The organism is Streptomyces sp. CB01373 (assembly GCF_002803075.1).
In the GTDB taxonomy this organism is placed as follows: Bacteria; Actinomycetota; Actinomycetes; order Streptomycetales; family Streptomycetaceae; genus Streptomyces.
In genome coordinates, this window is the sequence record NZ_NNBK01000002.1 from 443623 (window position 1) to 465788 (window position 22166).

The following is a 22166-nucleotide window of genomic DNA, read 5'->3' on the forward strand; positions in this document are numbered from 1 at the left end:
GGCGTGAGCCCGGGCGCCTGCGTCGGTCTGCGCGGGCCGGGTCCCGAGTCGGGCCCGGCCGCGCTGCGCCGATTCCCGGGCGGCTTCCGGGCCGGGGTCCGCGCTCACGGGCTGGTGTCCGCGGCCCGTGTGGGCCCGTGTCCGGCCGCGCTGCGCTGGTGCCTGGCGGCTTCCGGGCCGGGGCCGCCTCCGCTTCCGCGCCGCTGCCTGCGGCCTGTGCCCGGCCGACCTGCGCCGATTCCCGGGCGGCTTCCGGGCCCGGGCCCGTGCTCACGTGCCGGTGCCTGCGGCCCGTGCCGGCCCCTGCCTGCCCGGTCGGTCCCCGTCGGACAGGGGCGTCCCCACACGCCCGGCCGTACCCCGGCCGACCGAGGTGGCCGTGCCCCGCGCCGCCTGCCGAGGCGGACGGCCCCGCTCGTGTGGAGGCGCCTGCACGCGTGTGCCCGCCCCCCCCGGGTGGAGGGGCGGGCACACGCATGTTCTGCCGGGGTCAGCGGCGGGGGTAGGACTCGACGTAGCCGGGCGCGGGCGAGCCCACGCCGGTGACGGTGTCGTAGCCCTTGACCGCCTGGAGCGAGCTGTCCTTGCCGAGGCTGCGGACGGAGTAGCTCAGGCCGTCCGCGGCGTCGACGCCGTTGACGTAGTCGACCCGCGCGACCGCGAGGTCCTTGCCGGTCGGCCGGTCCACCACGTCGTGGTACACCTTCGAGCCGTACTTGGAGTAGATCGCCGGGTTGGCGAAGCCGATCGCCTTGCCGCCGCGGGCCTCCTGGGCGAGTGCCTGGACGGCCGCGATGACCGGCGCGGCCAGCGAGGTGCCGCCGATGCGGTACTCGCTGTACTTCTCCGAGCCGTTCGGGAAGGTCTGCGTCTGGCCCACCAGGAAGCCGGTGTTCGGGTCGGCGATCGCCGCGATGTCCGGGACGACGCGGTTGCCGGCCTTGTTGTTGGCCGTGGCCAGCGCCTTCGGCACCACGTTCTTCTGGTACGACGGCTGCGGAACCGTCCTGCTGGTGCCGCCGCCCGCGCCCGAGGTGAACGCGCCGGGGAAGCCCGCCCAGCTCTTGCCGTCCTTGGACAGCGAGGCCTTCTGGGTGCCCCAGCCGGTCTCCCACAGGTACTTGTGGCCCTTGCCGACGGCCAGCGAGGTACCGCCGACGGCGGTCACCCACGCCGAGTTGGCCGGGGTGTCGACCTGCTTCGTACCGGTGTTCGCGACCTCGTCGCCGTCGTCGCCGGAGGAGAAGTAGAAGCCGATGCCCTCGACCGCTCCGAACTGGAACACCTGGTCGTAGGCCGCCGCGACGTCCGGCGTCTCGTTGGCCTCGATGTCGCCCCAGGAGTTGGAGACGATGTCGGCCAGGTGGTTGTCGACGATCTTGCTCAGCGAGTCGAGCAGGTCGTCGTCGTAGCAGGACGCGGCGCCCACGTAGACGACGTTCGCGTCCGGCGCGACCGCGTGCACGGCCTCGACGTCGAGGGTCTCCTCGCCGTACCAGCCGGCCGCCCCGCACTCCTCGGTGTCCGTGTAGCCGGCCGGGAGCACCTGGCGCAACTGGCCCGTCTTCCAGGGCTTGTCGCCGTTCTTCTTCGCGTAGGTGGCCGCGTCGTAGGCGATGGTCGGCGAGGCGTAGGCGTCGGTGATGGCGACGCGGACGCCCTTGCCGGTGTACTTGCCCGCGCCGTAGGCGGACCGCAGCTCCTTGCCGGTGTAGCCCTTGACGGCGTACGGGACCTTCTGGCCGTACGCGGAGGGCAGCGTGCTCGCGACGTTGGAGCCGTGGTATGTGGAGAACGGCCCGGAGTTCTTGAAGACGTCGTCCGGCGGCGGCAGTTGGTCCTTGTGCTTCGCCTTGTGCGGGGCGTTGTCCAGGCCGGTGACGGTCAGGACGGCGCCGTTCAGGGAGGCCGGCACCGACGCCGTCTGCGCCGGGGCGCGGTAGGTCCTCGAACCCTTGGCGAAGTTGTGCAGCTGGGTGCCGAACGCCTTCTCGACGGCGGCGACGTCACCGGAGACGGCGACGTAGTGCGGGGTCACGGAGGTGACCTTCAGCCCCGACGACGCCAGCCACGACTTCACGGCGTCCACCTGGGCCTGCGTCGCGCCGAAGCGCGCCTGCGCCTCCTCGGCGCTCAGGTGCTTGCCGTACGAGGCCGACGACGGGTCGGAGACCGCCGCGGCGTACTGGGCGAGGCCGGCGGCGTCCCGTCCGGCCAGGTAGACCCGGGCGCGGACCTGGGAGCTGTCCGAGGTGGCGCCCTTGTCCGCCGTGGCCGTCGCCCAGACGGGCTTGGTGCCCGCGAGCGTGCTGCGGCTCGGGTGGTCCGCAGCGTGCGCGGGTATGCCGAGCGCCAGTGCGCCGGCGAGCAACGGCAGGGTCGCCGCCAAGCTCACTCCGGCGCGCGCTGTGGCACGGTTGGATCTCATAGAACCCCCTGCGATGCGTTCGCATGTGTCGCAATGAGTGGTTGGCTCTCGCGCGATCCCCGCGGCGCCCGCGGCGGTTCGGCCCCGAATGGATCACACGAACGGGGTCACTCTTCCTGATGAACCGTTCATGTCAGGGGAATGAGAAGACCAAGAGAAACCCAAAGAACCAGCCGCACAGGGGGAATTGAGGCTTTCATCCCCACGTCGTGCGTGGGGATACGTGTGGCGAAGGAAGTGACCGGGTCCCGAACGGGCTTCCGGGTCGGGAACGGGTCGTCCGGGTCAGGAACAGGGCGCTCGGGTCACGAACGGGGCGCCGCGCCAAGCTCCTTGAGCATGTCGGCCATCAGCCGCAGCTCCGACCGCTGCGACGCGACCATGCCCCGCGCGAGCCGCTTCTCCACACCGACCGCGCAGCGGGCGACACAGCCCTCGGCCATGTGGACCCCGCCCTTGTGGTGGTCGGTCATGAGCCGGAGGTAGAACACCTCGGCCTGCCTGCCGTCGAGTTCGCCCAGCTCGCGCATCTCGGTGTTCGTCGCCATGCCGGGCATCAGCGCGCCGTCCTCGCCCGCGGGCATGCCGCCCATGCCCATCCACGCCATCGGCGGCTTCGCCGACACCTTCGGCAGCTCCCACAGGTCGAGCCAACCCAGCAGCATGCCCCGCTGGTTGGCCTGCGTCTGCGCGATGTCGTAGGCGAGACGGCGCACTTCGGTGTCCGTGGTGCGGTCGCGCACGATGAACGACATCTCGACCGCCTGCTGATGGTGGACCGCCATGTCCCGGGCGAAGCCGGCGTCCGCCGAATCGGCGGCGGGCACCGTCACGGCGGAGCGCGCCCCGCCGCTGTCCTCGGCGACCGCGTACGTGATCGCCCCCGTCGCCACCAGGGCCGCCGCCGCGGCCCCGGCGATCAGCCCGATGTGCCTCACCGGTCGAGACCGCCCGTGCAGGTGGCTCCCGGCTCCGGCGTCTGCGGGCCCTGGACGAACTCGGAGAGGAACTTGTCCACGTGCGGGTCGTTCGCGCCCGTCACCGAGCGCTGGTGCGCCCAGGCGGACAGCATGAGGGGGTCCTTCTGGTCCTCGACCGGGCTCATCAGCGTGTACGGGGTCTTCCTCACCTTCGCCGCGAGCGCGGCCACGTCCGCCTTGGACGCCTTGCTGTTGTACGTCACCCATACGGCGCCGTGCTCCAGCGCGTGCACGGCGGCCTCGTTCTTCACCGGTTCGGAGTACACGTGACCGTTGCAGTTCTGCCAGACCGGGTTGTGGTCGCCGCCGACCGGGGGCTCCATCGGATAGGTCACCGGGGCGGTGGTGTGGTTGCGGTCCAGCGTGCCCTTCCACGTCCGTACGCCGTCCGCACGGGTGACGAAGCGCCCTTCGCCGCCGCCCTTCTCACCGCCCTTCCCGTCGCTCGCAGCGGCCGGCGCGGCGTCCGAGGATCCCGAGTTCAGCAGCACCACGCCGCCGGTGACCAGCGCGGCCACGACGACCGTGCCCGCGGCCATCGCGAGCCACCGGTTGCGCCGCTCACGGACGCGCTGCGCCCGGCGCATCTCCTCCATGCGGGCCTTGTGCTGTTCGGTACCGGTCCGGGGCGCGGCATCCATGGCGGAGTCCTTCGTGGGGGAGGGCGGTCGGACGTGGCGGTCGGGTGGGGCATGCGGGTGCGGCGTGCGGGAGCTGTGCGTGCCCGAGGGGCCCGCTGATCGTAGTGGGACGGAGGCGTCCGCTGGGAGACCGCCGATAAGTTGAACGACGGATGCGTATTACCTACCCTGGCCCCCATGCGGCTGCTGCGCTCCACCGACATGGCGCTGCGCGTCCTGATGCGGCTCGCGGTCGCCGGCGAGTCGAGCCCCACGACCCGGGAGGTCGCGGACGACATGGGCGTGCCGTACACGCACACCGCGAAGGTGGTCGCCGAACTCCAGCACCGCGGTCTGCTCGCGGCCCGCCGCGGCCGCGGCGGCGGACTGACGCTCACCGAAGCGGGCCGCAACGCCTCGGTCGGCGCCCTCGTGCGCTCCCTGGAGGGCGAGGGCGACGTAGCCGACTGCGAGGGCAGCACTCCCTGCCCGCTCAGCTCCGACTGCCGCCTGCGCGGGGCCCTGCGCCGGGCCCAGGAGGCCTTCTACGCCGCCCTCGACCCCCTCACGGTCGCCGACATGGTCGCGTCCCCGACGGGACCGCTGCTGCTGGGCCTGCCCGCCATGCGGCGGGCGACCTGATCGGGTCCGGTGCCGGGAGCCCGGAAGGTTCCCGTACGAGCACACGAAAGGCCGGCCGGGACGGTGTGAACCGCCTCGGCCGGCCTTCGCGGCACGTCGGCCGGATCGCTCAGGCGGCCGGCTGGGCCAGCCACAGGTCCGGGCCGAAGACCTCGTAGTGGATGTCGGCCGGGGACACGCCCTTGCCGATCAGCTGCTCGCGCACCGCCCGCATGAAGGGCAGCGGACCACACAGGTACGCGCGCGTGCCGGCCGGGACCTCGACGTCGCCGAGGTCGACCAGGCCGGGCCGCCCGGCCCCTTCGGCGTCCTGCTCGTAGAAGAAGACAGGCCGCGCGTCCGGCAGCTTGGACGCGTACGCCTGGTGGTCGGAGCGGAGCGCGTGCGCGGTGGGCGAGCGGTCGGCGTGGACCACGGTCACCGGGGCGCGGTGACCGGCGAGGGCGAGCTGCTCCAGCATGGCGATCATCGGGGTGACGCCGATGCCCGCGGAGGCGAGCAGCAGCGGTGCCTCGGTCTCCTCGATGACGAGGTCGCCGTACGGGGCGGAGAGCTGGAGGACGTCACCCACGCGCACGTGTGCGTGCAGGTGGTTCGAGACCTCGCCGTCGGGCGTCGTGGCGTCGCCGGCCACCCGCTTGACGGCGAACTGCCGCTCCGGCGATCCGGGGGCCGCGGTGAGGCTGTACTGGCGGATCTGGCGGGCCCCGTCCGGGAGCTCGACGCCGACCGAGACGTACTGGCCGGCCCGGTAGCCGGGCACCGGGGCCCCGTCGGCGGGGCGCAGCCTGAAGGTGGCCACGTCCGCGGTCTCCTCGGCCCGCTCGACGACCTCCCACGCGCGCCAGCCCCGCTGCTCGCTCTGCTCGTACAGGCGCTTCTCGATGGCGATGAGGGCGTTGGCCATCAGCCAGTAGACCTCGGTCCAGGCGTCGGCGACCTCCGGGGTCACCGCGTCGCCGAGCACCTCGGCGATGGCCGCGAACAGGTGCTCGTGGACGATCGGGTACTGCTCCGGAGTCACCCCGAGCGACGCGTGCTTGTGGGCGATGCGCTGGAGCATCAGGTCGGGCCGCTGGTCCGGGTTCGCCACGAGGTGGGTGGCGAAGGCGGCGATGGAGCCGGCCAGAGCCTGCCTCTGGGTGCCGGCGGCCTGGTTGCCGCGGTTGAACAGGTCGCGCAGCAGTTCGGGGTGGGCGTCGAACAGTCTGGCGTAGAAGCGCTCGGTGATCCGCTCGATGGCCGCGCCGACGGCGGGGAGGGTGGCGCGGACGGTTGCTGCTGACTGCTCGGACAGCATGGGGACTCCTCGATGACTCGATCGGACGGGCTCGATCGCTCGACTGATCGAAACGGTATTGAAACTTGCATTTGAGATGCAAATTAAAGCGGCGTGGTTTCGGTCACGTGGGTGACGGATCGGCCATTACGGATGACGGTGCGAGCGGGCAAGATGGGCGGCAGAGCGGTACACCTGCCGTACGCGGGGCGATCGCCTCACGTGGCGGCCGGGCGACAGGGCTCCGCAACACGTGCGAAACGCGACCGTGGTGGGATGCTCAGGTGCCCGACGGTCTCCCGTGACAGCGCACACAGGCGGCCTGACCAGCAAGGATGGGAAAGCGGAAGATGGACAAGCAGCAGGAGTTCGTGCTCCGGACGTTGGAGGAGCGCGACATCCGGTTCGTACGCCTGTGGTTCACGGACGTGCTCGGCTTCCTCAAGTCCGTGGCCGTCGCGCCGGCCGAGCTGGAACAGGCCTTCGACGAGGGCATCGGCTTCGACGGCTCCGCCATCGAGGGCTTCGCCCGGGTCTACGAGTCCGACATGATCGCCAAGCCGGACCCGTCCACCTTCCAGATCCTGCCCTGGCGTGCCGAGGCCCCCGGTACGGCCCGTATGTTCTGCGACATCCTCATGCCGGACGGCTCGCCCTCCTTCGCCGACCCGCGCTACGTCCTCAAGCGCGCCCTGGCCCGCACCTCCGACCTCGGGTTCACCTTCTACACCCACCCCGAGATCGAGTTCTTCCTGCTCAAGAACCGCCCGCTGGATGGCTCCCGGCCCACGCCCGCGGACAACTCCGGCTACTTCGACCACACTCCGCAGGCCATCGGCATGGACTTCCGCCGCCAGGCGATCACCATGCTGGAGTCGATGGGCATCTCGGTGGAGTTCTCCCACCACGAGGGCGCCCCCGGCCAGCAGGAGATCGACCTGCGCTACGCCGACGCCCTGTCCACCGCGGACAACATCATGACGTTCCGCCTGGTCATGAAGCAGGTGGCGCTGGAGCAGGGCCTCCAGGCCACGTTCATGCCCAAGCCCTTCTCGGAGTTCCCGGGCTCCGGCATGCACTCGCACCTGTCGCTGTTCGAAGGTGACCGGAACGCGTTCTACGAGTCCGGCGCGGAGTACCAGCTCTCGAAGGTGGGCCGCTCCTTCATCGCGGGCCTCCTGCGCCACGCCGCCGAGATCTCCGCGGTCACCAACCAGTGGGTGAACTCCTACAAGCGCATTTGGGGCGGCTCCGAGCGCACCGCGGGCGCCGGCGGCGAGGCCCCCTCGTACATCTGCTGGGGCCACAACAACCGCTCCGCCCTGGTCCGCGTCCCGATGTACAAGCCCGGCAAGACCGGCTCCGCGCGCGTGGAGGTCCGCTCCATCGACTCCGGCGCGAACCCCTACCTCGCCTACGCCGTCCTCCTGGCCGCCGGCCTGAAGGGCATCGAGGAAGGCTACGAGCTCCCGCCGGGCGCCGAGGACGACGTCTGGGCCCTGTCCAACGCCGAACGCCGCGCGATGGGCATCGAACCGCTGCCCCAGAACCTCGGCGAGGCCCTGACCCTGATGGAGAACAGCGACCTGGTCGCCGACACCCTGGGCGAACACGTCTTCGACTTCTTCCTCCGCAACAAGCGCGCCGAGTGGCACGAGTACCGCTCGGAGGTCACGGCGTTCGAGCTGAAGAAGCATCTGCCGGTGCTGTAAGCGCAGGTCAGAGTAGGTTTCCCGCTGGTTCGGCGGACGGGGTCGACGGTCGCGGACCGTCGGCCCCATGGCCTCTCACTGGTCCTGGGCCGTCTCTGGGCCGTCCGGCACGGGATCGGCGCTCTCGACGAACTCACCGTTCGCTGAGTGGGAGAAGACGTTCGGCGACCGCCGGCTCTGCGCGGCCATCGCTGACCGCCTCACCTTCCGCGGCACTCTGCTCCAGACCGGCACGGAGTCCTTCCGACCCCAGGCCACCTGCGACAAACGCGAAAACCACTGATGGAGGATCCCTGTGACTTTGTGCCTGAGGGCGATCCCGGCACTGTCACAACGGCAGCGCCCGTGGTGAGTCACAGCCGCACGAAGCTCACCATGAGCACAGCCAGGGACAGCAGTAGCATGCCCAGGCAGTTGACCCAGAACGCGGAGTTCAAGGCTCGCGCGCGAATGTGGGATGCGGCGGCCGCCAGGAAGTAGACAGCGATCGCGGCAGTGGTCGTCATGGCGACGCCGGGCACCCAGAGCCCGACGATGAGCCCCACTACGGAGGCCGCCTTGAGGGTGATCAGCGCCCACCACCAGTCGCGCGGGAACCGTACGCCGTCCAGGCAGTCGACGATGAATCTCGGTGGACGGAGCATCATTGCGGCGTCGCCCGCCTGTATCCCGAGCAGGACCATGATTGGCCAGACGGGAGACGGGAGTTCAGAGAGGGTCATCGGTCATCCTCGTCGTATACGGTGACGAATTCGGCGGTGCGCCGGATCCCGGTTGCCGTCTGCTGCCGGTCGGTGGATCCCGCGGCAAGCAGCATCAGCTCCCCCAGGTAGCTGGTGAACATCACCTGCGCACCGTGCCGGGCGCGGGGGGTGGGTATTCCCGCCTTCACCATCGCGGCGGTGAGATTGTCCTCGGTCAGCGTGCGCAGCGCGCCGAGGGCCGCGTTCTCGGGTTGACCTCGGGTCAGGGTCCGGAAGTACGAGCGCGCGAGTTCGTCGTTCTCGGCGAACAAATCGAGGAACGGGTCGAAGTAATGGGCCAGGTAGTCGACTGCGGAGGCTGCGGACTCCGCCGCCGGTGGCGCGGGGATGCGGGCGGCGATGGCTTGGTCGTAGACAAGGCTCAACAGAGACTCCTTGTCCCCCACTGCCATGACGGCACCCACGGAAACACCCGCCTCCGCCGCGATCTGACGCACCGTTGTGCCCTGGAAGCCACGCTCCTGGAAGAGTCTTTCGGCGGCTTCGACGATGTGGGTGGTGGTCCGCCGTTTTCGTTCGGCGCGAGTTGCCTGAACGCGTTCAGTGAACATGTTCAGAAGGTAGCGGCGCGGCTGCACCGAGGCAATGGTGTCGGTCAGCACGGTTTCAGAACTCGGCACGCGGGCCGGGGAGGGCACGGGGGCGTACACGCGGAGTGACACCACAGGGCGATGCCGACGTCCTGAATCTGAACAGGGCTCAATGTCTCGCAGGACGACGAGCGTGGGCAGCGCGCGGTACATGCGCGTGGCGCAGGCCCAGTCCTGCCCATCACGGGTGCAGTGGAGGCAGCTTCCGGCGCTTCCGGCCGCCGCGGCCGTTTCGGGGGATGTCGCGGCCGCGCGCCACCAGAATGAAGCCAGTAATGCTGAATGCCAGGCAACAGGCAGCCAGGATGAAGCCGAGGGGCTGGCGACTTCCGGCCAAGGAGCTGGCTGCGTGAAACAACTGCCCCAGTCCGATCGCTATGACGCCCCAGCCCGCACGGGTGTCCGAGCGTCGGCGGCGCTGCCGCCCGACGAGCCACACGCCAAGCGCCATGAAGATGACACCACCGGCGCTGATGATCACCGCATCGAACATCCCCACCTCCGCGGGAAGCGTACCGATCGCGGGGCGACGAGGACCCGATGCCTCCGCGCGCACTCGCCGTGCGCAGAATCAGGGCCTGGGCAACACCTTGATCGCGGTGATCATCGACTGTCCGGTACCGACGCACGAATGGCGCGCCACAGGTCGGAGCCGCAGATGCAGGAGGCAACGACCTCAAGTCAGGCCGGCACCGGCGCGGGCTGGATCCGCTTCGCGTCCCAGGCCAGCCACACGCAGGCGGCCGCGAGCAGTGCGCCGTGCGCGATCCGCAGCGCGGGCGGACCGAAGAACTGCGGCAGGAACAGCCCGAACCCGACCGCGAACAGGATCGCCGGCACCGTGCGCATCCGGGCTGCGACGAGGATCGCGCCCGCCGCCATGGTCAGCAGCCCGAGCCCGAACATCGTCATCGCGAACGGGTTGTAGCGCACGTCCTCGGCCAGGTCGAGGATGTTCGACTGGTTGGCCATCGCATGCAGGCCGAAGTCCTCGGCGCCGTAGTACGGCAGCGTCAGGCCGGCGCCGATCCAGAACACGATCGCCGCCACGCGGTTGATCGGCAGCAGTGCAATCGCGACCAGGATGAACCCGATCATCGCGCACAGGTGCGCGACGATCCACGCGGTGGAGCCCATCGCGGCGGCGGCACCCGAGGTGGTGGACTCGTCCTCCCATGGGCGGAGGGCGGGGTAGAGCAGGAACAGTACGCCTGCGACGGACAGCGGGATCCTCATGAGTCGCTCCTCAGGCTGGCGAGATACATCTGGATGAGCTGGTCGTAGGTGTCGTCGAGGTCTTCCTGCAGGCCGAAGCCGCCCGCGGATTCGATGGACGCGAAGCCGTGCACGAGCACCCGCAGGCGCCGGGTCGCGTGCACGGCCGCCGAGCCCTCGAGTCCGTAGCCGCGCAGCGTGGCGTACATGACGCCGATGAGCTTCGCGCCGGCCGCCTCCTGGATCGGGTCGTGCAGCGGGTCCATCGGCAGCGCGGCGTACCGCTTCGGGTGCGCGGCGACGTACGCACGGTAGGCGTGCATCAACCCAGTGACCGCCTCGTTGCCACCGGTGCCCAAGACGGTCGTCGTGAACCGGTCGGTCATATCCTCCAGCACCCGCACTCCGACGAGCGTCTTCAGTTCGCCGAGGCTCGCCACGTGCTTGTAGAGCGACGGCGTGGCGACCCCGCAGCCGTGCGCCACGGCGGCGAGCGTGAGGCCGTCCGGCCCGCGCTCGTCCACGATGCCGAGCGCCACATCGACCACGGCGGCCGGCGTCAGCGACCTCTTAGCAACCATAGCCCAGAGGCTATTGCCATTAGCCAGGGACGTCAATAGGCGCCGGAGCCGACGGGATCGCGCATGCCGCGGCGGCGGCAGTCGCGCGACAGGTCGGCCCAGGACTCGGCGGACTCCCGCAGCCCCTCCGCGAGCGCGATCAGTCCTTGTGCCCCCCACGAGGCAGCCCGAACGCAGAACCGCCGCAGTGCCCCGTAGGACACTGCGGCGGCGCTCATGGCACGGAACAACTGCCTTCGGTGACTACGCCTTATCAACCTGAGTCAGGCCCTGGAGGCGACGCAGCGAGCTCTGCATGCCCTCGACACTCCCGTCGAGGAAGATCACGTTGCCGTCGCCCTCCTTCGCGGATTCGCGAATCGTCTCCGTCCACATCGTGAAGGCCAGCAGACCAGGGTCGACCCCGTGATCCGTCAGGGTCTGCGCGGACTCCGACAGGCCCTTCGCCAGCTCCATACGGAACTGCGCGAGACCCTCACCGCGCAGTCGCGCGGCCTCCGCCTCGTTCTGCGCGGCGATCCGGATCGCGGCACCGTTCGCCTCCGCCTCCTTCGTCCGCGTGATCAGCAGCGCCTGACCCTCGAACTCAGCGGCCGACTGCGCGTTCTTCGCCGCCACCACACGAGACATCGACGCCATGACCTCGGCGTCGAAGGTGATGTCGTTCACCGTCAGGTCGACCAGGGTGTAACCCCACGAAGCGAGCTGCTCATCCAGGGTCGACTTCGCGTGCGAGACGATTTCCGACCTCAGGCCCAGAACCTCGGCCTGCTTCTTCGTCGAGACGAACTCCCGCACACTCGCCTCGACGGCGCTGGTCATCGCCATGTGGAACGAATTGTCGTTGATGAACTTGAATGCCACGAGCTGCACGGTCTCCGGGGAATGGTCGGACACCGTGAAGATGATCGTCGACGTGAAGTGGACCGCGGCCTGGTCACCCGTGATGGCGGAGAACTGCAGACGGGAGGTCTGGTTCTGAACAGGCACCTTGCGATGGATGCGTTCGAAAATCGGGATGATGAGGTTCAGGCCGGGGTTCAGGACCCGGCGGTATTTCCCGAACAGGGTGACGACTGCGACATGCGCCTGGTCGACAGTGCGTATGGAACTGACGAGCAGTACGAGCACTATGACGCCGACGGCGACCAGCGCGACAAGAAGAGACACAAGAAGACCTTTGGATCGGGCGAAACTGACGAAGTGCGCGGTGCACGCCATACGAAGGGCGGCAGTAGGGCGCGTACCTGAGCAGCGACGGAGACCTCGGAAGACAGGCCGCCCTGCCGCTTTCCGGGAACACGCCCCCCGGCGGCCTGCACCAATACTGCCTTCTCATACCGGGAAGGGGCCGGTGCTGTCCAGCCGAGACGGACGTCGCCGTCAGGCTGGTCGGCAGCATCGACCTGGCAACCCGTGGCCTTGGAGCGGAAGCGGATGACGTCCCTGGGCGCCAGGTCCTTCAGGGTCATGCGGAGGATTCAGGCGGCGTGTAGTGAAGCAAGTAGTCGCACAACTGCGGTTCGAGCCTTGACAGGTCGCCGCCGTTGACCGCATGCCACAGACGGTTCTCGATCCAGAAGCGGTGGGCGAACTCCTCGAACGACGGTGCACACCAGAAGATCGCGGCCGCCTGCTCCTCCGGGTCGTCGAGGCAACTCTCTGGCTCCTCCCTGTCACGCTGGGCCTCGAACTCGTACTCGTAGTCGAGGTGGGAGTGCACGACGAACGTCTCACCGGAGGGGCGCAGGTAGAGATACCAGATGACGCAGTCCTGCTGATCCCGCAGGAACCGCACAAGGAAGGAGCCGGGCTCGACCGGACTGGGCAGTGGTTCCGAGAGGTCCGTCCAGCAGCCGGTCACCGAGACCTCATCCAGCGAGCCGTGCAGATTCGCACTGGTCTGGAACGTGACGAAGTCCTGTGGCAGAGACAGGCTCCTGGCCGCCAGGCCCTCTGCCAATTCGTTGAGCTTCGCGACCTGCTCAGGGACGAGGCCGCGGGCGCCACCGAGCCATTGGAAATCTCCTGTGAACTGGCTGGAGTCGAGCGGCGGCAAGCTCTCGTACGGGTAGCGCTCATAGGTGTAACGGCACGCGCGGTACTCGCCGAGGTCGGTCGCACACCACGCGGCATCGAAGCCGACCGAGGACAGCACGGCCCCGGATTGTTCATCAGGCATCAGAACCCCCAGTTGATCACGGCGCGAAGTCGTCGGGTCCAGCCTGGCAGTCGCCACTGACAACTCCCGCAGTGGTGGGTCGGCGTGAAGTGCATCGACCCGGCCGTCTGCGAGACGGCCGCTCTGACGCCCTCGTCCCGGAGCGCGCGAGCTGATCCCGACCGTGACGGATGTCTTCACCACCCGCCGGCGAAGAAGTCGGCGAGCGCCCGGGGCGAGTCCGCCGCGGTAGTGGTGTTCGCGTAGGCGATGACGAGTACAACGGCCGCCAGGATCGCTGAAGCGGTACCGCCGAACTTCGTCGCGCGCCTCGACCGCGCGTCGGGCGACGTCCTGAGGCGCCTCCACAGCACGACACTCGCGCCGGCCATCGCGAGCGCGACGATGGCGGCCATCGCGGCCAGCACCGCGTGGTAGAGGGCGAAGTCGCTGATCATGACGGCGAGGGCGGGGGAGTGCCGGCCCTCCGGATAGACAGCGATCTGCTGCTGGACTTGGCCGAGGGTCGCGGTGAGTTCGCCGTCGGCACCGCCACTCGTCAGCATGGGCATCAGCGAGGCGAACGGGGCCGCTGCACCCTGCAGATTGGCCAGCAGTGCCACAAGAGCGAAGAGCCCGAGCACTCCGGCGAGGGCCCTGTACAGCGCGAGGGGGAAACGGCTGGTTCGCCCGCCGGCCGACTGCCGAAGATGGCGGCTGAGGACGACACCGAGCACCACGGCCACCGCGAGGAGCAGTGCGGAAACGCCGGCCTTGACGAGGTGAAAGCGGAACCAGAAGGCGACCGTGGTGCTCAACTGCGTCGGGAAGTCCTCGCTGCCGGAACCCCAGTAGGCGACGAATCCGCGGCGGAAGGTATCGCCGACGTTCGCGGTGTTGACCGAACTCCGGGCCAGCGCGTTGGGCGCGAGGAAGAAGGCGACGAGGACCGCTCCAGCCAGAGCGGTCAGAAGGCCGATCTGCCGCCGTGGCGTGGCGGTGAGGCGGGACCGGATTTCGAAGCGGTTCATGGAGGGCTTTCGGTTCGTCGGAGGCGGCGTCAATGCGCACAGGCCGGGGCCTGAATCCCCGGAACCGGAAACTACCGTGGGGCGACCGGCCAATCCCTGGAGCCAGCCTCCGACTACGGGGTGGGGCTGACCCCACCGAGGAGGGACTACCGGTTCTTGATGAGGGTGAGCCGGCGCGCGGGCGGTGCTGGACAGGACGCCGGCACGCCCTAGGAGCGTGTCTCAGCAACCAGCGAAACGCACAACGTTTCGAGTATCCGCTGCGTTGTCACACGTCATTCCTGGTGAGAGCCAGACGGACGCCGAGGCCGACCATCACCGTCCCGGACACTGCACCAATCGCGGACAGACGGCGGGGCGACCCGCGGAACCAGCCACGCGCCGTCCCGGCGAGGAGCCCCCAGGCCGAGTCGGAAACCAGAGCGACAGCGGCGCAGACGATGCCGAGGAGCAGGAGTTGCAGCGTCACGTGACCTGCTGAGCGGTTGACGAACTGAGGCAGCACGGCCGAGAAGATCAGGAAGCCCTTCGGATTGCTCACCCCGACAACGAAACCCTGCCGGACGATGCGCCGCACGTTCGTGGGTGGCCGCTGCTGCGTGTCCGTGACGGCCAGTTCCCCGCGATGCCGCCACGTCTGGACGCCGAGATGGACCAGATACAGCGCGCCTGCGAACTTCAGCACCGAGAACACCACGATCGACCGCGCGACCACGGCTCCCAACCCGAAGGCCACCAACACGGCCTGGACCAGCACCCCGCCGTTGTTGCCCACCGCCGTGGCCAGCGCCGCCCGACGCCCGAGCGTCACCCCGCGCCCGACCACGAATACCACGCTCGGTCCCGGAACAGCGATCAGCACAGCGACCACGGCGAGGAAAGCCCAGAAGTGCCCTATGCCCAGCATGCCGTCAGGCTAGAAGCGTGGGTCAGTGGGCGACAACCCCGCGAGGGTCCGGTGAGACAGGCTCCTAGCCGTGGTTGCGCTCGATGGCGAGCGCGGTGCGCGGGCCGGAGGTCAGCCCCTGCCCGCGAAGGTCACGAAGTCCGTCCAGGCGGTCGGTGCGAGGGCGAGGCGGGGGCCTCGGGGGTTCTTGGAGTCCCGGACGTGGACGGTGGCGGGGGTCGTGGCGACTTCGACGCAGTCGCTGGGGTTGCTGCTGTCGCTGTAGCTGCTCTTGAACCAGGTCAGATCGACGACGTTTCCCGCCGCTTCGTTGCCGTTCATGTCTCCCCCAGCAGTTGTTCGACGAAGGTGAGCGACTCTCGTGTGGTCAGAGCCTCGGCGCGGATGATGCCATAGCGCAGCTCAAGGATCCGCAACTGCTGAGGGACGGAGACCGGCCGACTGCCGAACTCGTCGTCGGCACGGCCCATCGCCGTGCCGTCCGGGAACTTCAGCACCTGGATCCGGCCTCCCGTTCCCGGATGGTCTCCACGAGACGTGGGCATCACCTGGACGTCGACGTGCCGCAAGTGCGCCACCTCCAGCAGGTGTTCGAGTTGCCTGCGCAACACCATCTTGCCCCCGACGGGGCGGCGGAGAGTCACCTCTTCCTGGACGAAGCTGAGTTCCGGAGGGGGAACCCGCTCGAAAATCGCCTTGCGGGCCATTCGGGCGGCGAGTGCTCGCTCAAGTTCGTCCTCCGACAGCGCGGGTCGCCGGGTGCTCAGCAGGGCCCGCGCGTACTCCTCGGTCTGCAGGAGCCCATGCAGGTTGTGACTGCCGTACGAGAGAAGCTCGACCGCCTGGGATTCCAGCTTGGCCAGATCACGGACCTTCTTCGGGTACCGGACCCGCTTCACGTCCTCCTTCATCGCCGAGAGCAGCCCGCCCGCGCCCAGCACCTCGTCCGCCTTGTCCAGGTACTCGGGCCGGGGGATCCGCTTCCCGCCCTCGATCTTGTAGACGAGATCCTCGCCGTACCCGACCGCCGCCGCGAACTCGCCGGCCCGCATCCCTGCAGCCTCCCGCCGCAGCCTCAGCTGCCGCCCCACGGTGGCGACGACCGCGATGCCCCAGTCGTCGTCCGGGTCCACCTCCCACCCCGGCTCGTCCGCCTCGCTCCTGAGCCGTACCGCCTCACCGTCCACCGACATCCGGACCCCTCCGTCGTACGCGTCGTATCGCGATGGCCGACGGTAGGTGTCTCGACCACTCTGAGTGATGCGAACCGACCAGTGGACACGCCTACGGGTGACAAGTGCACCAGGGCGAGCATCGTTGGTACATGTTCTGTACCATCGCTGGTATGGCTCTGAAGCGCACCAACGTCTACGCAGAGGATGGAGATCTTCTGCTGATCAAGGAGGCCGCCGCACGTCTCGGTGTGTCGGAGGCGGAGATAATTCGCGAGGGGATTCATCGCATCGCGCTGGCGCACCGTGTCTGGGACGAGCCGTTCGTTTCCGACGAGGAGACCTTCGATCTCGGCGCTCCCGTGGAGAAGGACGAGATTCGCGAAGCTGTGGCACGGGGTCATGAGGAGCGGGAGCGCCGGAACCGGGGGAACGCGGCGTGATCGCCGTCGCCGACACGTCTGGCATTCTCACCCTCTTCAATAGCTCCGACCCGGATCACTACGCCGTCAGGAAGGCCGCGGACCAGTGCGGATTCCTCGTCGCCACGCCGCTCGCGCTGACCGAGGTCCATCAGGTGGCGACCAGTCGCGCCGGGCGGGCCGCGGCCGACGCGATACTGCGCTCGCTCACGTCACGTGTCCGGCAGATGCGCCTAGTCCTGGCGCCGTCTACGCCCGAGATCCTCGATGTCGCGCTCTCCGTGCGGGCCCGGTACGCGTCGCTCGACCTGGATCTCGTCGACGCGGTGAACGTGGCCCTCGCCGCCGAGTACGAGACGGACGCCATCCTTACCAGAGACCTGCGTGACTTCCGGACCGTACGTCCGGTGGGTGGCAGGTACTCCTGTTTCCGGATCCTCCCCGACGATCTGTGACCGGCCGCCGGCCCGACGGTGGACGCGGAAACCCGGGGTCGCCCTCAGGGCCCCCGTCCCCGAGTCCGGATAGGCTCTGGCCAGGACGGGCTGGATCCGACGGGAGGCCGGGATGACGGCGCCGGGGCGCAGGAGCAGTACCTTCACGCGGCTGCTGCGGCACGGCTTCATCCATGCCACGGACGCCGAGCGGCTGCTGGACGGCCCGGACCTCGCGCCGCTCAGGGACGACCCGGTGCTGCTGGAGGCGCTGGGCGCCACCGCCGACCCCGACCTCGCGCTGGCCGGTCTGGTCCGGCTGCTGGAGGCGCAGCCGGAGTCCAAGGCCCGCCGCGAGCTGCTCGACACTCTGATAGCGGCCAAGCCGCTGCGCGACCGGCTGCTCGGGGTGCTCGGCGCCTCCGCCGCCCTCGGCGACCACCTCGCCCGGCACGCCGGCGACTGGCGGGCGCTGGTCACCTACGAGCCGCGCGACCTGCATCCGGGGGTCGAGGAGTTCGAGCAGGGGCTGGCGGAGGCCGGCGACCCGGTCGCGCTGCGCGTCGCCTACCGGCGCTGCCTGCTGTCCATCGCCGCCCGCGACGTGTGCGGCACCACCGATGTCGCCGAGACCGCCGCCGAGCTCGCCGACCTCGCCACCGCCACCCTGCGCGCCGCTCTCCGGATCGCGCGGGCCGCCGCGCCCGAGGACGACGCGCTGTGCCGGCTCGCGGTGATCGCGATGGGCAAGTGCGGCGGCCACGAGCTCAACTATGTCTCCGACGTCGACGTGATCTTCGTCGGTGAGGCCGTGAACGGCGCCGACGAGGTCAAGGCCCTGCGCGCCGCGACCGCGCTCGCCTCGCACATGATGCGGATCTGTTCCGAGACGACCGTGGAGGGCTCGATCTGGCCGGTCGACGCCAACCTGCGGCCCGAGGGCCGCAACGGGCCGCTGGTGCGCACCCTCAGCAGCCATGTCGCCTACTACCAGCGGTGGGCCAAGACCTGGGAGTTCCAGGCGCTGCTCAAGGCCCGCCCGGTGGCCGGCGACCCGGAACTGGGCGGCCAGTACATCGCCGCGCTCGCCCCCATGGTCTGGCAGGCCGCCGAGCGCGAGAACTTCGTCGCCGACGTGCAGAAGATGCGCCGCCGCGTGGTCGAGACCATCCCCGTGGCCGAGGTCGAGCGCGAGCTGAAACTCGGTCCCGGCGGCCTCAGGGACGTCGAATTCGCCGTGCAGCTCCTTCAGTTGGTGCACGGGCGGACCGACCCGTCGCTGCGCAGCGGCTCCACCCTGGGCGCGTTGCAGGCACTGGCCGCCGGCGGGTACGTCGGCCGCGTGGACGCCGTGCAGCTCGACGACGCCTACCGGTTCCTGCGCTCCCTGGAGCACCGCATCCAGCTCTTCCGGCTGCGGCGCACCCACCTCGTCCCCGAGGACGAGGCCGATCTGCGCCGGCTCGGACGGTCGCTCGGGCTGCGCAGCGACCCGATCACCGAGCTGACCCGCGAGTGGAAACGGCACACCAGCGTCGTACGCCGGCTGCACGAGAAGCTGTTCTACCGGCCGTTGCTCGACGCGGTCGCCCAACTCGCTCCGGGCGAGGCCAGGTTGAGGCCGGACGCGGCGCGGGAGCGGTTGGTCGCGCTCGGGTACGCCGACCCGGCCGCCGCGCTGCGGCACCTGGAGGCGCTGGCGTCCGGCGTCACCAGGAAGTCGGCCATCCAGCGGACCCTGCTGCCCGTGCTGCTGGGATGGTTCGCGGACTCCGCCGACCCGGACGCCGGGCTGCTGAACTTCCGCAAGGTGTCGGACGCGCTCGGCAAGACCCCCTGGTATCTGCGGCTGCTGCGGGACGAGGGGGCCGCCGCCGAGAACCTCGCCCGGGTGCTGTCGGCCGGGCGGCTCGCGCCCGACCTGCTGATGCGCGCTCCCGAAGCCGTGGCCCTGCTGGGCGACGGCGACGCGGGCGGCCTCGGACCGCGCGGGCGCGCCCAGCTGGAGCAGGAGGTCCTCGCCGCCGTCCGCCGCGCCGAGACCGCCGAGCAGGGCGTCACGGCGGCGCGCGGCGTGCGGCGCCGGGAGTTGTTCCGTACGGCCGCCGCCGACATCGTCGGCTCCTACGGCACCGAGACCCGGCCCGCCGAGGCCGACCAGGGCGCGCTCGTGGACCGGGTGGGCGGCGCGGTGTCCGACCTGACGGCGGCGACGCTGGCCGGCACCCTGCGGGCGGTCGTGCGCAAGGGCTGGGGGGACACCCTGCCGACCCGGTTCGCGATCATCGGCATGGGACGTTTCGGCGGGCATGAGCTGGGCTACGGCTCGGACGCGGACGTGCTGTTCGTGCACGAGCCGTGGGAGGGCGCCGACGAGCGGGAGGCCGCCGAGGCCGCGGCCAAGGTGGTCGCCGAGATGCGCCGGCTGCTCCAGGTCCCGAGCGCGGATCCGCCGCTGCTGGTCGACGCGGATCTGCGGCCCGAGGGGAAGTCCGGGCCGCTGGTGCGTACGCTCAAGTCGTACGAGGCGTACTACCGGCGGTGGTCGCTGGTGTGGGAGTCGCAGGCGCTGCTGCGGGCCGAGCCGGTGGCCGGGGACGAGGACCTGGGGCGGCGGTTCGTCGAGCTGATCGATCCGCTGCGGTATCCGCGCGGCGGGCTGCGCGAGGACGCGGTGCGGGAGATCCGGCGGCTGAAGGCCCGGATGGAGTCCGAGCGGCTGCCGCGCGGCACCGATCCCAAGCTGCACACCAAACTGGGCCCGGGCGGGCTCTCCGACGTGGAGTGGACCGTGCAGTTGCTCCAGATGCGGCACGCGGCGGGGGAGGCGTCGCTGCGGACCACGCGCACGCGTGAGGCGCTGGCGGCGGCGCGGGAGGCGGGCCTTGTGTCCCCGGAGGACGCCTCGACGCTCGACGAGGCGTGGGTCCTGGCCACCCGGGTGCGCAACGCGGTGATGCTGGTCCGGGGGCGGGCCGGGGACACGTTCCCCACCGAGTCCCGGGAGCTGGCCGCGGTGGGGCGCTACCTGGGCTACGGGCCGGGGCACGCGGGCGACATGCTCGACGCGTACCGGCGGACGGCCCGCCGGGCCCGGTCGGTCATGGAGGAGCTGTTCTACGGCGCGTGAAGCGGCCGCTCAGTTAAGCAGCCGTTCAGTGGAGCGGCCGCTCGGAGTGAAGCGGCTGCTCAGTGGGACGGCCGTTCAGCGGAACGGCGCCCCGGTGACACCCCAGCGGGCGCCTACGCCTCCGTCGGCCGCAGCGCCGGCGTCAGCCGCGGCAGCGCGTGCGGCAGCGCCCCGTACCAGACGCGGGCCGCCGTGAAGCCGAAGGACAGGCACAGGACGCCGCCGACCGCGTCGAGCCAGAAGTGGTTGGCGGTGGCGACGATGACGACCAGGGTGGCCACGGGGTAGAGCAGCCCGAGGACGCGCAGCCACGGAACCGCGCTCAGGGCGAAGACGGTCAGCCCGCACCACAGGGACCAGCCGATGTGCATGGACGGCATCGCGGCGTACTGGTTGGACATGTTCTTCAGGTCGCCCGAGGCCATGGAACCCCAGGTGTGGTGCACCTGGACCGTGTCGACGAAGCGGCCGTCGGTCATCAGGCGCGGGGGCGCCAGCGGGTACAGGTAGTAGCCGAGCAGGGCCACGCCCGTCGTCACGAACAGGGTGAGCCGGGCCGCCGCGTAGCGGCCGGGGTGCGTGCGGTAGAGCCACACCAGGACGCCGATGGTGACCACGAAGTGCAGCGTCGCGTAGTAGTAGTTCATGCCGATGATCAGCCAAGTCACCGAGTTGACGGCGTGGTTGACGGCGTGTTCGACGGCGATGCCGAGCCGGTGCTCGGCGCTCCAGACCCAGTCCGCGTTGCGCAGCGCCTGGGCCTTCTGCTCCGGGACCGCGTTGCGGATCAGCGAGTACGTCCAGTAACTCACCGCGATCAGCAGGATCTCGAACCACAGCCGCGGGTGGCGGGGTGTGCGCAGCCGCTCCAGGGCGGTGGGGCGCCGCTCGTCCGTGACGAGGTGTGGAACGGCCTTTTCCCGGCCTTCCCGGCGTGTCACGGTCGAGTCACCCATAGGCACAGAGTCTGCCAGAAAAGCGTTCGTCCACCGCTCATCCGCCGGTCGGGTTCCGTTCGCATGTTCTCCGGCTCAGGGACGACTGCGGTCCCCGGGGGCCGAAGCGGTCGAACCGCGCACCACCAGCTCCGGCATGAAGACGAACTCGCTGTGCGGCGCGGGCGTCCCGCCGATCTCCTCCAGCAGCGTGCGCACCGCGGCCTGGCCCATCGCCGGCACCGGCTTGCGTATGGTCGTCAGGGGCGGGTCGGTGAAGGCGATCAGCGGGGAGTCGTCGAAGCCCACCACGGAGACGTCCCGGGGGACCTCCAGGCCGCGCTGCCGGGCCGCGCGGATGGCGCCGAGCGCCATCATGTCGCTGGCGCAGACGATCGCCGTGCAGTCCCGTTCGATGAGCGCGGTGGCCGCCGCCTGGCCGCCCTCCAGGGTGTAGAGGGAGTGCTGGATCAGCTCCGACTCGACGACGTCCGCGGCCAGGCCGAGCTGGTCCCGCATGGCGCGGACGAAGCCCTCGATCTTGCGCTGGACCGGGACGAAGCGCTTCGGGCCGAGGGCCAGGCCGATGCGGGTGTGCCCCAGGGAGGCGAGGTGGGTGACCGCCAGGGTCATCGCCGCCCGGTCGTCGGGGGAGATGAACGGCGCCTGCACCTTGGGGGAGAAGCCGTCCACGAGGACGTAGGGCACGCCCTGGGCGCGCAGGCGCTCGTACCGCTCCATGTCGGCCGTGGTGTCCGCGTGCAGACCGGAGACGTAGATGATCCCGGCGACCCCGCGGTCCACCAGCATCTCGGTCAGCTCGTCCTCCGTGGACCCGCCGGGGGTCTGGGTGGCGAGCACCGGGGTGTATCCCTGCCGGGTCAGCGCCTGGCCGATGACCTGCGCCAGCGCCGGGAAGATCGGGTTCTCCAGCTCCGGGGTGATCAGCCCCACCAGGCCCTCGCTGCGCTGCCGCAGCCGCACCGGGCGCTCGTAGCCGAGGACGTCGAGGGCGGCCAGCACGGACTGGCGGGTGGTGGCGGCGACGCCGGGCTTCCCGTTCAGGACGCGGCTGACGGTCGCTTCGCTCACCCCCGCCTGGGCGGCGATGTCGGCAAGCCGTGTGGTCACGTGACCGGACTGTACCGGTCGTCCCCCGCCCT

The 22166-nt window shown here is 70.1% G+C and carries 24 protein-coding genes; 6 read left to right on the plus strand and 18 right to left on the minus strand.

All coding sequences use genetic code 11. The annotated features are described in order from the left end of the window. Window positions 1-490: 490 nt before the first annotated feature. The 3 genes from CG719_RS04330 to CG719_RS04340 form a co-directional block, all read right to left on the minus strand. Window positions 491-2428 carry a S53 family peptidase gene (locus tag CG719_RS04330; RefSeq protein WP_100567101.1) on the minus strand — a complete coding sequence of 646 codons (1938 nt, stop codon included), beginning with the start codon at window positions 2426-2428 and terminating at the stop codon, window positions 491-493. Window positions 2429-2733: 305 nt separating this feature from the next. After that, window positions 2734-3366 (minus strand): DUF305 domain-containing protein, encoded by a 633-nt coding sequence (locus CG719_RS04335; RefSeq protein ID WP_100567102.1) that lies wholly within the window; start codon window positions 3364-3366, stop codon window positions 2734-2736. Further along, window positions 3363-4049 (minus strand): DUF3105 domain-containing protein, encoded by a 687-nt coding sequence (locus CG719_RS04340; protein ID WP_100567103.1) that lies wholly within the window; start codon window positions 4047-4049, stop codon window positions 3363-3365. Before CG719_RS04340 ends, CG719_RS04335 begins: the two co-directional genes overlap by 4 nt. A 177-nt stretch (window positions 4050-4226) precedes the next feature. Between CG719_RS04340 and CG719_RS04345 the strand changes: the two genes are divergently transcribed. After that, window positions 4227-4670, plus strand: a complete 444-nt coding sequence (locus CG719_RS04345) for an RrF2 family transcriptional regulator (RefSeq protein ID WP_100567104.1) — start codon at window positions 4227-4229, stop codon at window positions 4668-4670. Window positions 4671-4779: 109 nt separating this feature from the next. Here the strand turns inward: CG719_RS04345 and CG719_RS04350 are convergent, their stop codons facing one another. Next, on the minus strand, window positions 4780-5970 hold the full coding sequence (locus tag CG719_RS04350) for a globin domain-containing protein (protein ID WP_100567105.1): 1191 nt from the start codon (window positions 5968-5970) through the stop codon (window positions 4780-4782). A gap of 329 nt (window positions 5971-6299) precedes the next feature. On the opposite strand from CG719_RS04350, the gene glnA reads away from it, so the two are divergent. Next, window positions 6300-7661 (plus strand): type I glutamate--ammonia ligase, encoded by a 1362-nt coding sequence (glnA, locus tag CG719_RS04355; RefSeq protein WP_100567106.1) that lies wholly within the window; start codon window positions 6300-6302, stop codon window positions 7659-7661. A 67-nt stretch (window positions 7662-7728) separates the two neighbouring features. Continuing rightward, window positions 7729-7944 (plus strand): ATP-binding protein, encoded by a 216-nt coding sequence (locus tag CG719_RS36140; protein ID WP_100567107.1) that lies wholly within the window; start codon window positions 7729-7731, stop codon window positions 7942-7944. Window positions 7945-8014: 70 nt separating this feature from the next. Here CG719_RS36140 and CG719_RS04365 read toward each other — a convergent pair whose 3' ends face one another. The 12 genes from CG719_RS04365 to CG719_RS04420 all read right to left on the minus strand — a co-directional run bounded on the left by CG719_RS04365 (window position 8015) and on the right by CG719_RS04420 (window position 16103). After that, window positions 8015-8383 carry a DoxX family protein gene (locus CG719_RS04365; protein ID WP_100567108.1) on the minus strand — a complete coding sequence of 123 codons (369 nt, stop codon included), beginning with the start codon at window positions 8381-8383 and terminating at the stop codon, window positions 8015-8017. Continuing rightward, on the minus strand, window positions 8380-9027 hold the full coding sequence (locus tag CG719_RS04370; protein WP_234375401.1) for a TetR/AcrR family transcriptional regulator: 648 nt from the start codon (window positions 9025-9027) through the stop codon (window positions 8380-8382). The genes CG719_RS04365 and CG719_RS04370 overlap by 4 nt, the downstream gene beginning before the upstream one ends. Before the next feature lie 169 nt (window positions 9028-9196). Beyond that, window positions 9197-9508, minus strand: a complete 312-nt coding sequence (locus CG719_RS04375) for a hypothetical protein (RefSeq protein WP_100567109.1) — start codon at window positions 9506-9508, stop codon at window positions 9197-9199. A gap of 188 nt (window positions 9509-9696) precedes the next feature. After that, window positions 9697-10251, minus strand: a complete 555-nt coding sequence (locus CG719_RS04380) for a hypothetical protein (protein WP_100567110.1) — start codon at window positions 10249-10251, stop codon at window positions 9697-9699. After that, window positions 10248-10811, minus strand: a complete 564-nt coding sequence (locus CG719_RS04385) for a TetR/AcrR family transcriptional regulator (protein ID WP_199836501.1) — start codon at window positions 10809-10811, stop codon at window positions 10248-10250. The genes CG719_RS04380 and CG719_RS04385 overlap by 4 nt, the downstream gene beginning before the upstream one ends. 32 nt (window positions 10812-10843) lie before the next feature. Continuing rightward, the gene (locus tag CG719_RS04390) at window positions 10844-11029 is read right to left on the minus strand and encodes a hypothetical protein (RefSeq protein WP_234375418.1); all 186 of its coding nucleotides are present in this window, start codon (window positions 11027-11029) and stop codon (window positions 10844-10846) included. Between the two features lie 25 nt (window positions 11030-11054). Beyond that, entirely contained in the window at window positions 11055-11981 is a 927-nt protein-coding gene (locus CG719_RS04395; RefSeq protein ID WP_199836502.1) for an SPFH domain-containing protein, read from the minus strand. 298 nt (window positions 11982-12279) lie between these two features. Continuing rightward, on the minus strand, window positions 12280-13050 hold the full coding sequence (locus tag CG719_RS04400) for a hypothetical protein (protein ID WP_234375402.1): 771 nt from the start codon (window positions 13048-13050) through the stop codon (window positions 12280-12282). A 119-nt stretch (window positions 13051-13169) separates the two neighbouring features. Continuing rightward, on the minus strand, window positions 13170-14003 hold the full coding sequence (locus CG719_RS04405; RefSeq protein ID WP_100567113.1) for a tat (twin-arginine translocation) pathway signal sequence: 834 nt from the start codon (window positions 14001-14003) through the stop codon (window positions 13170-13172). Between the two features lie 268 nt (window positions 14004-14271). Next, window positions 14272-14910: a LysE family translocator gene (locus CG719_RS04410; protein WP_199836503.1), complete on the minus strand. Its 639-nt coding sequence runs from the start codon at window positions 14908-14910 to the stop codon at window positions 14272-14274. Between the two features lie 111 nt (window positions 14911-15021). After that, a complete protein-coding gene (locus CG719_RS04415) occupies window positions 15022-15231 on the minus strand; it encodes a DUF397 domain-containing protein (RefSeq protein ID WP_100567114.1) in 210 nt (69 codons plus the stop codon). After that, window positions 15228-16103: a helix-turn-helix domain-containing protein gene (locus CG719_RS04420; RefSeq protein ID WP_100567115.1), complete on the minus strand. Its 876-nt coding sequence runs from the start codon at window positions 16101-16103 to the stop codon at window positions 15228-15230. The genes CG719_RS04415 and CG719_RS04420 overlap by 4 nt, the downstream gene beginning before the upstream one ends. A 152-nt stretch (window positions 16104-16255) precedes the next feature. Between CG719_RS04420 and CG719_RS04425 the strand changes: the two genes are divergently transcribed. The 3 genes from CG719_RS04425 to CG719_RS04435 all read left to right on the plus strand — a co-directional run bounded on the left by CG719_RS04425 (window position 16256) and on the right by CG719_RS04435 (window position 20068). Next, on the plus strand, window positions 16256-16525 hold the full coding sequence (locus tag CG719_RS04425; RefSeq protein ID WP_100567211.1) for a hypothetical protein: 270 nt from the start codon (window positions 16256-16258) through the stop codon (window positions 16523-16525). Then, the gene (locus CG719_RS04430; protein ID WP_100567116.1) at window positions 16522-16959 is read left to right on the plus strand and encodes a type II toxin-antitoxin system VapC family toxin; all 438 of its coding nucleotides are present in this window, start codon (window positions 16522-16524) and stop codon (window positions 16957-16959) included. Before CG719_RS04425 ends, CG719_RS04430 begins: the two co-directional genes overlap by 4 nt. Before the next feature lie 112 nt (window positions 16960-17071). Further along, entirely contained in the window at window positions 17072-20068 is a 2997-nt protein-coding gene (locus CG719_RS04435; RefSeq protein ID WP_100567117.1) for a bifunctional [glutamine synthetase] adenylyltransferase/[glutamine synthetase]-adenylyl-L-tyrosine phosphorylase, read from the plus strand. A gap of 113 nt (window positions 20069-20181) precedes the next feature. On the opposite strand, the gene CG719_RS04440 is transcribed toward CG719_RS04435, so the two are convergent. Then, window positions 20182-21024 carry a phosphatase PAP2 family protein gene (locus CG719_RS04440; protein ID WP_100567118.1) on the minus strand — a complete coding sequence of 281 codons (843 nt, stop codon included), beginning with the start codon at window positions 21022-21024 and terminating at the stop codon, window positions 20182-20184. A gap of 75 nt (window positions 21025-21099) precedes the next feature. Beyond that, entirely contained in the window at window positions 21100-22134 is a 1035-nt protein-coding gene (locus tag CG719_RS04445) for a LacI family DNA-binding transcriptional regulator (RefSeq protein WP_267895319.1), read from the minus strand. Between the last annotated feature and the right edge of the window lie 32 nt (window positions 22135-22166).

What these genes read in the sequence shown, in the direction of transcription:
- CG719_RS04330 (WP_100567101.1), bottom strand. Translation starts at nt 2,428, where the DNA reads ATGAGATCCAACCGTGCCACAGCGCGCGCCGGAGTGAGCTTGGCGGCG.
- CG719_RS04340 (WP_100567103.1), bottom strand. Translation starts at nt 4,049, where the DNA reads ATGGATGCCGCGCCCCGGACCGGTACCGAACAGCACAAGGCCCGCATG.
- CG719_RS04345 (WP_100567104.1), top strand. Translation starts at nt 4,227, where the DNA reads ATGCGGCTGCTGCGCTCCACCGACATGGCGCTGCGCGTCCTGATGCGG.
- CG719_RS04350 (WP_100567105.1), bottom strand. Translation starts at nt 5,970, where the DNA reads ATGCTGTCCGAGCAGTCAGCAGCAACCGTCCGCGCCACCCTCCCCGCC.
- glnA (WP_100567106.1), top strand. Translation starts at nt 6,300, where the DNA reads ATGGACAAGCAGCAGGAGTTCGTGCTCCGGACGTTGGAGGAGCGCGAC.
- CG719_RS36140 (WP_100567107.1), top strand. Translation starts at nt 7,729, where the DNA reads ATGGCCTCTCACTGGTCCTGGGCCGTCTCTGGGCCGTCCGGCACGGGA.
- CG719_RS04365 (WP_100567108.1), bottom strand. Translation starts at nt 8,383, where the DNA reads ATGACCCTCTCTGAACTCCCGTCTCCCGTCTGGCCAATCATGGTCCTG.
- CG719_RS04375 (WP_100567109.1), bottom strand. Translation starts at nt 9,508, where the DNA reads ATGTTCGATGCGGTGATCATCAGCGCCGGTGGTGTCATCTTCATGGCG.
- CG719_RS04380 (WP_100567110.1), bottom strand. Translation starts at nt 10,251, where the DNA reads ATGAGGATCCCGCTGTCCGTCGCAGGCGTACTGTTCCTGCTCTACCCC.
- CG719_RS04385 (WP_199836501.1), bottom strand. Translation starts at nt 10,811, where the DNA reads ATGGTTGCTAAGAGGTCGCTGACGCCGGCCGCCGTGGTCGATGTGGCG.
- CG719_RS04390 (WP_234375418.1), bottom strand. Translation starts at nt 11,029, where the DNA reads ATGAGCGCCGCCGCAGTGTCCTACGGGGCACTGCGGCGGTTCTGCGTT.
- CG719_RS04405 (WP_100567113.1), bottom strand. Translation starts at nt 14,003, where the DNA reads ATGAACCGCTTCGAAATCCGGTCCCGCCTCACCGCCACGCCACGGCGG.
- CG719_RS04410 (WP_199836503.1), bottom strand. Translation starts at nt 14,910, where the DNA reads ATGCTGGGCATAGGGCACTTCTGGGCTTTCCTCGCCGTGGTCGCTGTG.
- CG719_RS04415 (WP_100567114.1), bottom strand. Translation starts at nt 15,231, where the DNA reads ATGAACGGCAACGAAGCGGCGGGAAACGTCGTCGATCTGACCTGGTTC.
- CG719_RS04420 (WP_100567115.1), bottom strand. Translation starts at nt 16,103, where the DNA reads ATGTCGGTGGACGGTGAGGCGGTACGGCTCAGGAGCGAGGCGGACGAG.
- CG719_RS04425 (WP_100567211.1), top strand. Translation starts at nt 16,256, where the DNA reads ATGGCTCTGAAGCGCACCAACGTCTACGCAGAGGATGGAGATCTTCTG.
- CG719_RS04435 (WP_100567117.1), top strand. Translation starts at nt 17,072, where the DNA reads ATGACGGCGCCGGGGCGCAGGAGCAGTACCTTCACGCGGCTGCTGCGG.
- CG719_RS04440 (WP_100567118.1), bottom strand. Translation starts at nt 21,024, where the DNA reads ATGGGTGACTCGACCGTGACACGCCGGGAAGGCCGGGAAAAGGCCGTT.